Origin of the sequence: Bacillus sp. RE35, assembly GCF_052146655.1 — a bacterium.
Lineage (GTDB): Bacteria > Bacillota > Bacilli > Bacillales > Bacillaceae_G > Bacillus_A > Bacillus_A cereus.
In genome coordinates this window covers 3,717,798-3,730,967 of the sequence record NZ_CP197377.1, presented here as the reverse complement: position 1 = coordinate 3,730,967, position 13,170 = coordinate 3,717,798, and the positions used below count along the sequence as shown (strand labels likewise).

Sequence of the window (13,170 nt, the reverse complement as noted above, 5' to 3'; positions counted from 1 at the left end):
AGTAACGATAATCATTATCAGTGAAAATGATTATCAAGTGATGAAGGCGTAAAAGAATTATAGTCTAGGGGAAGTGAACGGGAATGAGTTCTGGATAAAATTATTAATCTAATGAAATATATATATGGGACAAAGTTCATATAGTTAAATTTTATTGAGAATATAGTTTGAAAATTCGAGAGGAGACATATAAAGATGAACAAGAAATTATTTACTTTAGGGATGGTTACAGTTTTAAGTGTAGGTTTAGCGGCATGTAATAGTGCGGATAAAACTTCAGGCGAGCAAAAACAACAGACAAAAGCTACGGAAACGAAAAAAGATGAAAAACGAAAAATCACATATTTAGGTAAAGAGTATACAGTGCCAGCAAAAGTAGATAAAATTGCGACAGCTAGTTTAGAGTCAATGGAAGATGCGGCAGTACTTGGAATTAAACCAGTTGGTGCCATTACTGTAGGTGGTAAATTACCAAAATATCTTGAAAAAGAGTTAGAAGGTGCTAAATCTGTTGGTGAGAAAATGCAACCCAATTTCGAAACATTACTACAATTAAAACCAGATGTTATTACATCGAGTACGAAATTCCCAGCAGAAACAGCTGAAAAGTTTACGAAAGTAGCTCCTACATTCCCGGTATCACACGTTTCAACAAATTGGGAAGATAACTTAAAGTTAATGGGAGAATTAACTGGTAAAAAAGATAAAGCAGAAAAAATTATTAAGGATTACAATTCGGACGCTGAAAAAGCAAAAGCAAAACTAGGAGATAAGTTAAAAGATAAAAAAGTACTTGTCATAAGACTAAGAGCAAACGAATTATTCCTATATCCAGAAGGAGTATACTTCAACCCTGTAATTTATAAAGATCTTGGACTAACTGCTCCAGAACAATTGAAAACTGTAAAAGCACAAGAGAAAATTTCATTTGAAAAACTTGCTGAACTTAACCCAGATTATATTTTCTTACAATATGAGGCAAGTGAAAATAAAAACCCGAAAGTGTTAGAAGAAATTGAAAGTAATCCAATTTGGCAAAGTATGAATGCTGCGAAGGAAAAGAAAGTATTTGTAAATGTTGTAGATCCAATGGCACAAGGTGGTACAGCTTGGAGTAAAACAGCATTCTTAAAAGAAGCCGTGAAAAATTTATCTAAATAATACAATAAGTAAGGTGCGTTGAATGATATGCAGAAAACAAATGCAGTACCAGTAACTATATTATGTATAGCACCCATACTCATCTTATTTACAATTATACTTTCGATTTTGTATGGGGCAAAAAGTATTGACGCTGAAACAGTGTGGAACGCATTATTTCATTTTGATTCAAGCGATGTAAATCATAATATTATTATTACTTCACGTTTACCAAGGGTAGTTGCAGCTCTTTTAGTCGGAGCATTTCTAGCCATATCAGGAGCACTTATGCAGGGGATGACAAGAAACTATCTTGCATCCCCTTCTATTATGGGTGTGACGGATGGCGCTGCCTTTGTTATTACACTTAGCATGATTTTTCTTCCGGGAATGTCATCAATTGGTATGGTTGTATGTTCAATGATTGGTTCTGCACTAGGAGCCGGTATCGTGTTTGGTTTTGGTTCGCTCCTTCAAAATGGCTTATCACCAGTTAGGTTAGCGATTATAGGAACAGTTATTGGAACATTTTTAAGTAGTGTATCGGCTGCAATGGCTTCGTATTTCCAAATTTCTCAAAATGTTAGTTTTTGGTTTAATGCAAAGTTAGATCAAGTAGATCTTAATATCATTAAAATCACGATACCGTTTGGGATAATTGGAATAATTTTAGCATTGTTAATATCAAAATCTATTACCATTCTTTCATTAGGCGAAGAGGTTTCTATTAATTTAGGGCAACGTACAAAACTAGTTAAAGCGATGGCAATTTTATCGGTAATTTTCTTAACAGGAACAGCAGTTGCTTTAGTGGGGAAAGTTGGTTTTGTAGGTTTAATTATTCCGCACATTACGCGCTTTATAATTGGGGTAGATTATAAGTGGATTTTGCCATGTGCAGGTGTTATTGGTGGCGTTTTCTTAGCGTTATGTGACGTTTTGAGTAGATTTGTAAACTATCCATTTGAAACACCTATTGGAGTCGTTACCTCTTTAATTGGAATTCCTTTCTTCCTTTATTTAATCCGTACTAGAGGAGGAGAGAGACATGCTTAAAAGTTCAAGTCAACGTTTCGGAATGACGATGGGGATTATTATATTTTTAATACTATGTGCTATTTATATTAGTTTAACAAATGGTACGTTCGACATTACGATTACAGATATATTTAAAACACTGTTTAGAATTGATCCAGTACCAGAACATGATTTAGTTATTTTTGAGTTTCGCCTTCCGCGCATCGTAATTGCTGGATTAGTAGGATTAGGCCTTGGTGTTGCGGGTGCCGTTATTCAAGGGATTACGAGAAATGGGTTGGCGGACCCAGGTATTTTAGGCGTAAATGCCGGAGCAGGAACAGCGATTGTCATTTTTATGTTTTTCTTTCAAGGGCAATTAAAAAGCACAGACTGGGTTTCTATTATGATGATGCCAATGTTTGGTTTAGTAGGCGGATTAGGTGCAGCTATCATCATTTATCTGTTTTCTTGGAAAAACGGTAAATTAGATTCGCAGCGACTTTTATTAACAGGGATTGCAATTGGATCAGGATTTGGAGCCTTTTCTATGTACTTATCACTCAAAATGAAGTCAACTGATTTTGAAATGGCCGCAGTGTGGGTGTCTGGAAGCATATATAGTGCAAACTGGAAGTATATTGTGGCTATGTTACCATGGCTTATTATCTTAATTCCGCTTATACAAAAGAAAGCTTATTTATTAGATTTATTTCAATTGGAAGAAACGAGTATTACAAGTTTAGGTGTTTCAGTAGAAAGAGAGAAATCGATTTTACTATTAAGTAGTATCGGGCTTGTGAGCGCATGTGTTGCTGTTTCAGGGAGTATCGGTTTTATTGGCTTAATGGCACCGCATATAGCGAAAAGGCTTGTCGGTATTCAACATAAGTATATAATTCCTACGTGCGGCGTAATCGGAATGTTTCTTGTAATTGCTTCAGACTTTATTGCGAAAACAGTTTTTACACCTGTAGAGCTACCAGTTGGAATCGTTATTTCTATTGTCGGTGTACCGTATTTCTTATATTTACTTTATAAGGCGAAAGCGTAAGAGGAGGAATAAAAGTGAGTATTTTAAGTGCAAAAAATTTAGAAACAAGTTATGAAAAGCTTACAGTGTTTCGCGATTTAAATGTGGAAATACAAGAAGGAAAAGTAACGACAATTATAGGTCCAAACGGTTGCGGTAAATCGACATTGTTAAAAACAATGGGAAGAATTTTAAAACAAAAAAGCGGTAAAGTATATTTGCAAGGACAGGATTTACATACAATTCCAACGAAAGAAATTGCGAAGCAGTTAGCTTTACTCCCGCAAACTCCAATTGCACCAGGTGAGCTTAAAGTGGAAGAATTAATTTCTTATGGACGCTATCCACATCGAAATAACGTAAATAAGTTAACGACAAAAGATAAAGAAATGATTGATTGGGCATTAGATATAACGAAAACTTCTGAATTTCGAACGAGACAAATTGCAAATTTATCAGGTGGTCAAAGACAAAAGGTATGGCTAGCGATGGCATTAGCACAAGAGACAGAAGTGTTGCTATTAGATGAGCCAACTACATACCTTGATATGTCTCATCAATTAGATGTATTACAAATTGTAGAGAAGTTAAATAAAGAACATAATTGTACGGTTGTTATGGTATTACATGATATTAACCATGCATCAAGGTTTTCAGATGAAATTATTGCAATGAAGGAAGGCGAAATTGTTACAACTGGTAGCCCAGAAGAAATCATTACAAATGAAGTGTTAAAAGAAGTATTTCATATTGATGCGCGTGTCATGATTGATCCGTATAATGGGGCTCCTGTTTGTTTCGGTTATGATAGCGTTGTATCTCAAGAAGAAAAAATCGAAATATATGTAACAAGTTAAAAGGGGGGGATAGGGTGAATACTATAATTGAAAAACAGCAGATTATAACATCTAATACAGAGCAGTGGAAAATGTATTCAAAATTAGAAGGTAAGGAATATCAAATTCATATTTCAAAGCCGAGGCAACCAGCACCGGATTCAGGATATCCCGTTATTTACGTATTAGATGGCAATGCCTTTTTTCAAACATTTCATGAAGCAGTTAAAATACAATCAGTAAGAGCGGAAAAAACTGGTGTTTCACCAGCTGTTATAGTTGGAGTGGGTTATCCGATTGAAGGCGCATTTTCAGGGGAAGAAAGGTGCTATGATTTTACGCCTAGCGTAATTTCAAAAGATGCCCCTTTAAAACCAGACGGTAAACCGTGGCCTAAAACAGGAGGAGCACATAATTTCTTTACTTTTATTGAAGAAGAACTGAAACCACAAATTGAAAAGAATTTTGAGATTGATAAAAGTAAGCAAACGTTATTTGGACATTCTTTAGGTGGACTATTTGCTTTGCATATACTATTTACAAACTTGAATGCTTTTCAAAATTATTTTATTAGTAGTCCATCTATATGGTGGAATAATAAATCCGTTCTTGAAAAAGAAGAGAACCTTATAATTGAATTAAACAATGCTAAGTTTGAAACAGGAGTGTTCCTTACAGTTGGATCACTTGAACGAGAGCATATGGTTGTAGGTGCAAATGAATTATCAGAGCGCCTTCTCCAAGTAAACCACGATAAACTTAAATTTAAGTTTTATGAAGCTGAAGGGGAGAATCATGCATCTGTTGTGCCGACGTCTTTAAGTAAAGGATTGAGGTTTATTAGTTACGTATAGGAAAAAAGGTTATGGATGAAACATTCCATAACCTTTTTTAATGTGTAGAATTGTCCTTTTCGAAAGTTTTGTTTCAACTTTTCGTCTAAAGAGACAAAAAGTTGTCACAATTCGGTCACAATTAGCATAAACATGAAATAGACGAAATGAACTTATTTCCAAAAGGCTTGGTTTATTACAATCAGGATTCGTAGAGCTGAAAAAGCATGGATGAAAAGTTCACTATATTCCCAAGGAGGTAGATCGTATGAAAACAATTCTTGCTATCGCTGGACTTATTTGGGTTCTATCACATGGCATTCCAATTTATGAAGGAGAACAAATTCGCAGTGCTCTAAATAAAAATTTTAATGAATATCATATCATTGATCGGCAAGATAATGTTGTGACAGTTCGAGTAAATGACTGTTTTCATACGGTAACCGTTGAAGGAACTTCAGTAGTGAATGATACAAAAGTATGTGATCAGCAATAATTATATATGGAAAGAAAAAATTCTCAGGTTAAATATCTGAAAATTTAAATTAAAACATTATAGACGAAGAATAAGCGGGGGCGGGTAATCCCCGCTTATTCTTGTTTCACTTTATTGAATTTTGATGAGAGATATAATGATTTTTTGACAAAAAGGAAAGGGTATACTGAAAATTGAGATTAAGAAGCTAATGCGTTGTTAAGAATAATCATAAAGTGTAAATATACTCTTATGGGGTATCATGCGTAGATATTTAATGCTATAATTGGTATACTCATAAAAAACAATTGTTTTATTGGATGAAGAGAAACTTTAAGAAGGTGATAATATGGATCATAAAGAGCATGAAGCAGTAACACATAGATCAGAAAAAGAAAAAGAACAGATTATAAATAGATTAAAGAGAATTGAAGGACAGGTCCGCGGTATTCAAAACATGATTGAAAATGATCGTTATTGCGTAGATATTTTAGTGCAAATTTCAGCGATTAATGCAGCGATGAAAAAAGTAGGAATGGGCGTTCTCAAAAATCATACGAGTCATTGTGTTTCAGGAGCTATTAAAAATGGAAATGGTGACGAAGCAATTGAAGAATTAATGACAGTATTTGAACGTTTTTCAAAAGCGTAAAAACAAGCTAGTATTTAACTGGCTTGTTTTTTTGTTTACCCTCATATTGGATTTGGGTGTATTGTAGTGAAAAAGTGTGTGTAAAATAAACTTTTAGAAAATAATTGAAAAATCATGATACAAAACCATTGATTACCTTAGGGGGGTATGGTAAGATGTAATTGTGATTAACAAACAATGAATAAACAAGAGGAGGATTTTAAATGGAACAGTTAACATTACAGGTTGAAGGTATGTCTTGTGGACATTGTGTAAATGCTATCGAAAGCAGTGTGAAAGAGCTAAACGGTGTTGAACAAGTGAAGGTTCAATTAGCAGAAGGAACTGTTGAAGTTACTATCGACTCGTCTGCTGTAACATTAAAAGATATCGTTGCTGTAATCGAAGATCAAGGATACGATGTTCAATAATTATTTTTAGATATGGAAATAAATCGTACTTTAAATGAAGTACGATTTATTTTGCTAATCATTATACCTCATAAGGGTATATAGAGGTGAGAGACATGAATGAAAAAAAAGAGGCCAATCTTCAAATATTAGGAATGACATGTGCGGCATGTGCAAATAGAATTGAAAAAGGTCTAAAAAAAGTAGAAGGTGTTCATGAGGCAAATGTAAATTTTGCGCTTGAAAAAACAAAAATAATGTACGATCCAACTAAAACAAATCCGCAACAATTTAAAGAAAAAGTTGAATCATTAGGATATGGAATTGTAAGTGATAAAGCTGAATTTACTGTTTCAGGAATGACATGTGCAGCATGTGCAAATAGAGTTGAAAAGCGTTTAAATAAGTTAGATGGTGTGAACAAGGCGACAGTAAATTTTGCTTTAGAATCAGCCACAGTAGACTTTAACCCTGATGAAGTTAATGTAAATGAAATGAAGAGCGCGATTACGAAGCTAGGATATAAATTAGAAGTGAAACCAGATGATCAAGATGCATCAACTGATCATCGATTACAAGAAATTGAAAGACAAAAGAAGAAGTTTATTATTTCGTTTATTTTATCTTTCCCACTATTGTGGGCAATGGTTAGTCATTTCTCATTTACGTCATTTATTTATTTACCGGATATGTTAATGAACCCTTGGGTGCAACTAGCACTTGCAACTCCTGTTCAATTTATCATTGGTGGACAGTTTTATGTTGGGGCTTATAAAGCGTTACGCAATAAAAGTGCTAATATGGATGTTCTCGTGGCGCTTGGAACGTCGGCCGCGTACTTCTATAGTGTATATTTAAGTATTCAATCTATTGGTTCTTCGGAACATATGACAGATTTATATTTTGAAACGAGTGCGGTACTTATTACATTAATTATTTTAGGTAAATTATTTGAAGCGAAAGCAAAAGGGCGCTCATCAGAAGCAATTAAAAAATTGATGGGTTTACAAGCGAAGACAGCTACAGTTGTGCGAGATGGAACAGAAATAAAAATTTTGATTGAAGAAGTAGTAGCTGGTGATATCGTCTATGTAAAGCCTGGTGAAAAAATACCAGTAGATGGTGAGATTGTAGAAGGAAAGTCAGCAATTGATGAATCGATGTTAACGGGTGAAAGTATTCCTGTTGATAAGTCAATTGGGGATGTAGTAATAGGTTCGACAATAAATAAAAATGGATTTTTAAAAGTGAAAGCAACTAAGGTAGGAAGAGATACTGCATTAGCTCAAATTATTAAAGTAGTAGAAGAGGCACAAGGTTCAAAAGCTCCTATTCAAAGGGTAGCAGATCAAATTTCAGGTATTTTCGTACCGGTTGTAGTTGTGATTGCGATTATCACATTTGCAGTATGGATGATATTTGTTACACCTGGTGATTTTGGCGGAGCACTTGAGAAAATGATAGCAGTACTTGTTATTGCTTGTCCATGTGCATTAGGTCTTGCAACGCCTACATCTATTATGGCAGGATCAGGAAGATCGGCTGAGTATGGTATTTTATTTAAAGGTGGAGAGCATTTAGAAGCAACGCACCGATTAGATACGGTTATTCTAGATAAAACGGGTACAGTGACAAATGGGAAGCCGGTATTAACAGATGTAATTGTAGCAGATGGATTCAATGAAAATGAACTGCTTAGATTAGTAGGGGCAGCAGAAAGAAATTCTGAACATCCGCTTGCAGAAGCGATTGTAGAAGGAATTAAAGAAAAGAAAATTGATATCCCGAGTTCAGAAACGTTTGAAGCGATTCCGGGATTTGGTATCGAATCAGTTGTAGAAGGAAAACACTTATTAATTGGTACACGTCGATTAATGAAGAAATTCAATATTGATATTGAAGAAGTTTCTAAATCAATGGAAGCGCTAGAACGAGAAGGAAAAACAGCAATGCTTATTGCAATCGATAAAGAATATGCTGGTATAGTTGCCGTTGCAGATACTGTGAAAGATACTTCAAAAGCAGCTATCGCAAGACTGAAAAAAATGGGTCTAGACGTTGTGATGATTACAGGAGATAATACACAAACTGCTCAGGCAATTGCAAAGCAAGTTGGTATTGATCACGTAATTGCAGAAGTATTGCCAGAAGGAAAAGCAGAAGAAGTGAAAAAACTGCAAGCAAATGGTAAGAAAGTAGCGATGGTTGGAGACGGGATAAATGATGCTCCTGCTCTTGCTACAGCGAACATTGGTATGGCAATTGGAACGGGAACGGATGTAGCGATGGAAGCAGCGGATATAACGTTAATCCGCGGTGACTTAAATAGTATTGCTGATGCGATATTTATGAGTAAAATGACGATAAGAAATATTAAACAAAATTTATTCTGGGCATTAGCTTATAACGCGTTAGGAATTCCAATTGCGGCATTAGGTTTCTTAGCCCCTTGGGTTGCTGGAGCAGCGATGGCATTTAGTTCTGTATCCGTTGTATTAAATGCATTACGATTACAAAGAGTTAAATTAAAACCTTAAAAAGCTACATTAAGTAATTGAATAGAATTAAAAAACAATACTTGAATAAGTATTGTTTTTTTGTTCGTATAGAAATTAAAACGATATAATAAAGCAGAAATATAGAATCGTATGTAGTAGAAAAGTTAAGAGGTAGTTTGGTAAGGAGACTTATATATGTTAAAAGATATTATAATTAGAACATTCCAGAAAAAAGATTTAGATCAAGTATTACAATTGTTCTATGAAACAGTTCATACGGTTAATGCAAAAGATTATAATGAGTTACAGCTACAGGCGTGGGCACCGGAGCGACTAGATAGAGAAAATTGGTTACAGTCTTTAGAAAAGAATATTAGCTATGTAGCGGATCATAAAGGTATGATTGTGGGGTTTGGGGATTATAACGATGATCGTTACGTAGATCGTTTATTTACGCATAAAGATTATCAAGGGAAAAGAGTCGCTTCATACATACTACAGAAGTTAGAAAAAGAAGCAGTGAACTTGGGACATAGGGAGATATATACAGAGGCGAGCATTACCGCAAAACCTTTTTTTGAAAGTAAAGATTTTATTTGCATAAAAGAACAAAAGAAACAGCATAATGGTCAGATTTTTATTAATTATGTTATGAAAAAATATCCTTCTCATAAATGAGAAGGATATTTTTCATTATTTTACAGCTTCTTTTAGTTCTTTACCAGCTTTGAAAGCAGGTACTTTAGAAGCTGCGATTTGCATTTCTTCACCAGTTTGTGGGTTACGGCCTGTACGAGCAGCTCTTTCGCGAACTTCGAATGTACCGAATCCGATAAGTTGTACTTTTTCACCAGCGGCTAAAGTGTTAGTGATTGATTCTACTACAGTTTGTACAACTACAGTAGCTTCTTTTTGAGAAATCTCAGCATTTTGTGCTACGTTTTTAATTAATTCTGTTTTGTTCATGTTTTTCACCTCATATGTAAATAATGCTATTTAAGTTGTTATTATAACGTATAAAACATTCGAGAACAAGTGTACGTACATATATTCGCAAAAAAAATGAAATTTGTAATATTTTTAGGGTTCTTTATAGACATTCTATTTAAGCCGACAGAGATTTGTTCTTCATTTCAGTCTTCTCTTGATAAGAAGATAGTTTCTTATTATAAGATATGAAGTAAGGTAGTGCTACAAATAACATACCTCCTACTAAATTTCCAAAGAAAACAAAAATAAAGTTTGGAAAATATTCAGCCCAAGTGAAATGACCGGCAAAAATTGCGGCTGGGATGACAAACATATTTGCTACAACGTGTTGAAATCCAATCGTAACAAAAGTCATAACTGGGAACCAAATACCGATAATCTTTCCGATAAATTCTTTACTTCCCATACTGAGCCAAACAGCTAAACAAACGAGCCAATTACATCCGATTGCAGAAATAAATGCTTGCAATGGTGTATCTTGTAGTTTCGCTTGAGCGATAGAAATAGTTTTCGCTAAAAAAGCTCCTTCAGTTAAGCCAACGATATGGCCAAAAAAGTAGGCTACAAATACAGCCCCTATGAAATTGCTAAACGTAACAATAACTAAATTTCGTATGAAATGAAATAAAGTAATTTTCTTTTGAAGCCAAGCCATAGAAACTGTCATCATGTTACCAGTTACTAGTTCACCGCCTGCAAGAATAACGAGAATAAGACCGATAGGGAATACAGCAGCGCCTAGAAAACTAGTAAATGATCCCCAATATTTTGGCATTGTTCCAATAACATGAATATCGAGTAAATACCCTAATGCGATAAAAGCACCGCCAAAAAAACCGAGAATTAGCATAGGGAGTAATGATAAATGAGCTTTTTTCCTTCCGGAATTCGCAGCAAGTTCCGTAATTTCTTCTGGTGTAAATACAGACATGAATAACCCCTCCGTAATAAAATGATGGAATGAATAGAAAAAGATTCGAAAATATATGTATTATAAAAATATGGTATGACTTCTGTATAAAATTGTCAAAGTGAATAGGGAGGAAATTACATATTAATAACATTGTTCATGTTGTCACATTAATGTAACAATAAGGATTTAAAGTGTTTCTAGAGGTGAAAACATGAATACGAATCATGTAAAAAAAGAACGAAAAAAATCAATCGTAAAGATATTTATTATTAGTTTTATAAGTATATTAATGATACTAGTAAGTTTGTATTATTATGCGACAGAAATAGAACGAAAACTAGTAACAGTTACATGGAATGAAATAGAAGCTTCTGCAATTCCTAAAGAATTTAATAATAAAAAAATATTACAGTTTTCAGATGTACATTTAGGGCCAGAGTTTACATTGAAGCAACTTGAACATTTGGTGGAGAAGATGAATGAATTACATCCAGATATAGTAGTTTTTACCGGAGATTTAATAGATAAATTTGGTTCTTATAGTGCAGAAAGAGAGGGAGCGAAGGCTATTTTGCAGAAAATTTATGCTCCCTTAGGGAAATATGCTGTGTTTGGGAATCATGATAGGGGCGGGGGCGGTAGTTTATTTTACAAAAAATATATGGAGGAAGCTGGTTTTTCTGTATTAGTAAATGAAGTGCAGAAAATTAAAGTGGAAAACGGCAAATATATTACAATATCAGGTTTGGATGATTTTCTATTAGGGAAGCCGAAAATAGATTCAACTTTAAAAAACTTGAAACAAAATGATTTCAACATGTTATTAGTACATGAGCCGGATGTTGTAACCAAAATAAATCGTTACCCAGTTGATCTTCAACTGTCAGGACATAGTCACGGAGGACAAGTCCAAATCCCTTTTGTAGGTCCGTTAATTACTACCAAACTAGCTGAGAGTTATGTTGAAGGTATGTATGAAGTGGAGGGGAAGAGTAAGCAGTTATATTTATATGTAAATCGTGGTATTGGGACTACTAGGATGCCTGTTAGATTTTGTAGTGTACCTGAACTTTCAGTTTTTGTGTTGAAGCAAAAGAGTGACTAGAATATTTAACAATATGATTCGGAGGAACGTGCGATGTTGGGCGATGGAAAACAGTTTCTTAAAACTTTAGATGTGACAAAGTAATTTTCATAAATAAAAAACAACAATAGGACCTATAAAGGGTCCTATTGCTGTTTTTATCCTGCATTGATTGCCCATAAATGTCCGATTGATGGGGGCTAATTATAGTTTTACTTTGTTATTTTTGCAAGGAAAGACCATCAAAATATGTTCTATAGTTATTTGAGAATTCGAAGTTGTTTTTTGCATCCCAATTAATAGACCAAGACATTAGGCCGCGGAATGCAGGATAGCCACTCTGGTTAGAAAGTTTATACTTTCCTCCGAACGGAACTCCTTTAATGATATAATTTAAAGCTTTTTTCATTTCAGTTGGCGAAATGTATCCACCACTTGGAGCTGCCGCTGGTGCTGCTGGAAGCCCAATCATGACTTGATCTGAACGAAGAGCTGGGAAAATGTTATTTGCATTACCACCTACAGGAAAACCATGTAAGAGCATATCTGCCATAGCGACCTCGTAGTCTGCAGTACCTTGATTGTAGTTATTACCGTCCATTCCAATCCCGCTACCAGCGTTGTAGTGTTGAACATGAATGTATGTTAGTTTATCTTTCACTCCGTAAATAATTGGTAAATATGCACCCCATATGCTTCCATATGCGCTATAACCGCCTTGAACATAAGCTGTTTCAGGAGCCATGCTTAATAGAAAATCTGGACCATAATGATCTGAGATTGTTCGAATAGCTGATATAAGATTTACGATTTGGGGAGTAGTTGGATTTTTGAAATTAGTATCATTTCCGTTTAAGTAAATACCTGATTCAAGGTCAATATCTATTCCATCAAAACCGTATTTATCGATTAGAGACTGTATGGAATTAATAAAACGATCCTTAGCGGCATTGTCAGGAAGTAAAACGACTCCATTTTGTCCACCTATTGAAAGAACTACTTTCTTTCCTTTACTTTTTAAATAAGAAATATCTGATTTGAAGTCTGCATCTGTACCATACACAGGAGAAAATTCAACAGTGGAACGATCACCACCAGTTTCACCAAAAGATACATTGATTACATCCCATTTTGGTGAAACGTCTTTTAATTTAATAATGCCAGTACCGTTATCAAAGTTATGCCAATATCCAACGAGTAATTTTGAACCTAAATTGTTTGCTGCTTGTGCTTGGAAAGGGGATAGCGGTAGAAGTAAGAACATTACTAAAATGCAACAAAAAAATTTGAACTTGTTTAACATATCAACA

14 protein-coding genes are annotated in these 13,170 nt (G+C 34.6%); 11 read left to right on the top strand and 3 right to left on the bottom strand.

The window, feature by feature from the left end; all coding sequences use genetic code 11:
- Positions 1-195: 195 nt before the first annotated feature.
- The 10 genes from ACTL4X_RS18960 (at position 196) to ACTL4X_RS18915 (ending at position 9,551) form a co-directional block, all read left to right on the top strand.
- Positions 196-1,161 (top strand): iron-hydroxamate ABC transporter substrate-binding protein, encoded by a 966-nt coding sequence (locus ACTL4X_RS18960; RefSeq protein WP_001035506.1) that lies wholly within the window; start codon positions 196-198, stop codon positions 1,159-1,161.
- 27 nt (positions 1,162-1,188) lie between these two features.
- Entirely contained in the window at positions 1,189-2,196 is a 1,008-nt protein-coding gene (locus tag ACTL4X_RS18955; protein WP_001173041.1) for a FecCD family ABC transporter permease, read from the top strand.
- Entirely contained in the window at positions 2,189-3,211 is a 1,023-nt protein-coding gene (locus ACTL4X_RS18950) for a FecCD family ABC transporter permease (RefSeq protein WP_000920438.1), read from the top strand. Before ACTL4X_RS18955 ends, ACTL4X_RS18950 begins: the two co-directional genes overlap by 8 nt.
- Positions 3,212-3,225: 14 nt before the next feature.
- Complete coding sequence (locus ACTL4X_RS18945; protein WP_000025766.1) at positions 3,226-4,047, top strand: ABC transporter ATP-binding protein; 822 nt, start codon at positions 3,226-3,228, stop codon at positions 4,045-4,047.
- Positions 4,048-4,061: 14 nt separating this feature from the next.
- A complete protein-coding gene (locus tag ACTL4X_RS18940; protein ID WP_086401009.1) occupies positions 4,062-4,880 on the top strand; it encodes an alpha/beta hydrolase in 819 nt (272 codons plus the stop codon).
- 247 nt (positions 4,881-5,127) lie between these two features.
- The gene (locus ACTL4X_RS18935) at positions 5,128-5,355 is read left to right on the top strand and encodes a hypothetical protein (RefSeq protein WP_000849103.1); all 228 of its coding nucleotides are present in this window, start codon (positions 5,128-5,130) and stop codon (positions 5,353-5,355) included.
- A gap of 328 nt (positions 5,356-5,683) precedes the next feature.
- Positions 5,684-5,986: a metal-sensing transcriptional repressor gene (locus ACTL4X_RS18930; RefSeq protein WP_000349637.1), complete on the top strand. Its 303-nt coding sequence runs from the start codon at positions 5,684-5,686 to the stop codon at positions 5,984-5,986.
- A gap of 203 nt (positions 5,987-6,189) precedes the next feature.
- Entirely contained in the window at positions 6,190-6,396 is a 207-nt protein-coding gene (copZ, locus tag ACTL4X_RS18925) for a copper chaperone CopZ (protein WP_000436973.1), read from the top strand.
- Positions 6,397-6,491: 95 nt separating this feature from the next.
- On the top strand, positions 6,492-8,912 hold the full coding sequence (locus ACTL4X_RS18920; RefSeq protein ID WP_098214141.1) for a heavy metal translocating P-type ATPase: 2,421 nt from the start codon (positions 6,492-6,494) through the stop codon (positions 8,910-8,912).
- A 156-nt stretch (positions 8,913-9,068) separates the two neighbouring features.
- Entirely contained in the window at positions 9,069-9,551 is a 483-nt protein-coding gene (locus tag ACTL4X_RS18915; RefSeq protein ID WP_000910167.1) for a GNAT family N-acetyltransferase, read from the top strand.
- A gap of 15 nt (positions 9,552-9,566) precedes the next feature.
- Here the strand turns inward: ACTL4X_RS18915 and ACTL4X_RS18910 are convergent, their stop codons facing one another.
- Complete coding sequence (locus ACTL4X_RS18910; protein WP_001043904.1) at positions 9,567-9,839, bottom strand: HU family DNA-binding protein; 273 nt, start codon at positions 9,837-9,839, stop codon at positions 9,567-9,569.
- Between the two features lie 139 nt (positions 9,840-9,978).
- Positions 9,979-10,794, bottom strand: a complete 816-nt coding sequence (locus ACTL4X_RS18905) for a formate/nitrite transporter family protein (RefSeq protein ID WP_086401011.1) — start codon at positions 10,792-10,794, stop codon at positions 9,979-9,981.
- A 193-nt stretch (positions 10,795-10,987) separates the two neighbouring features.
- On the opposite strand from ACTL4X_RS18905, the gene ACTL4X_RS18900 reads away from it, so the two are divergent.
- On the top strand, positions 10,988-11,881 hold the full coding sequence (locus ACTL4X_RS18900) for a metallophosphoesterase (RefSeq protein WP_001095336.1): 894 nt from the start codon (positions 10,988-10,990) through the stop codon (positions 11,879-11,881).
- A gap of 199 nt (positions 11,882-12,080) precedes the next feature.
- Here ACTL4X_RS18900 and ACTL4X_RS18895 read toward each other — a convergent pair whose 3' ends face one another.
- A complete protein-coding gene (locus ACTL4X_RS18895) occupies positions 12,081-13,163 on the bottom strand; it encodes a chitinase (RefSeq protein ID WP_000932436.1) in 1,083 nt (360 codons plus the stop codon).
- Between the last annotated feature and the right edge of the window lie 7 nt (positions 13,164-13,170).

Bases quoted from the DNA above. Each gene is read 5' to 3' on its own strand.
- ACTL4X_RS18955 (WP_001173041.1), top strand. From the start codon at position 1,189: ATGCAGAAAACAAATGCAGTACCAGTAACTATATTATGTATAGCACCC.
- ACTL4X_RS18960 (WP_001035506.1), top strand. From the start codon at position 196: ATGAACAAGAAATTATTTACTTTAGGGATGGTTACAGTTTTAAGTGTA.
- ACTL4X_RS18910 (WP_001043904.1), bottom strand. From the start codon at position 9,839: ATGAACAAAACAGAATTAATTAAAAACGTAGCACAAAATGCTGAGATT.
- copZ (WP_000436973.1), top strand. From the start codon at position 6,190: ATGGAACAGTTAACATTACAGGTTGAAGGTATGTCTTGTGGACATTGT.
- ACTL4X_RS18915 (WP_000910167.1), top strand. From the start codon at position 9,069: ATGTTAAAAGATATTATAATTAGAACATTCCAGAAAAAAGATTTAGAT.
- ACTL4X_RS18930 (WP_000349637.1), top strand. From the start codon at position 5,684: ATGGATCATAAAGAGCATGAAGCAGTAACACATAGATCAGAAAAAGAA.
- ACTL4X_RS18935 (WP_000849103.1), top strand. From the start codon at position 5,128: ATGAAAACAATTCTTGCTATCGCTGGACTTATTTGGGTTCTATCACAT.
- ACTL4X_RS18900 (WP_001095336.1), top strand. From the start codon at position 10,988: ATGAATACGAATCATGTAAAAAAAGAACGAAAAAAATCAATCGTAAAG.
- ACTL4X_RS18895 (WP_000932436.1), bottom strand. From the start codon at position 13,163: ATGTTAAACAAGTTCAAATTTTTTTGTTGCATTTTAGTAATGTTCTTA.
- ACTL4X_RS18905 (WP_086401011.1), bottom strand. From the start codon at position 10,794: ATGTCTGTATTTACACCAGAAGAAATTACGGAACTTGCTGCGAATTCC.
- ACTL4X_RS18920 (WP_098214141.1), top strand. From the start codon at position 6,492: ATGAATGAAAAAAAAGAGGCCAATCTTCAAATATTAGGAATGACATGT.
- ACTL4X_RS18950 (WP_000920438.1), top strand. From the start codon at position 2,189: ATGCTTAAAAGTTCAAGTCAACGTTTCGGAATGACGATGGGGATTATT.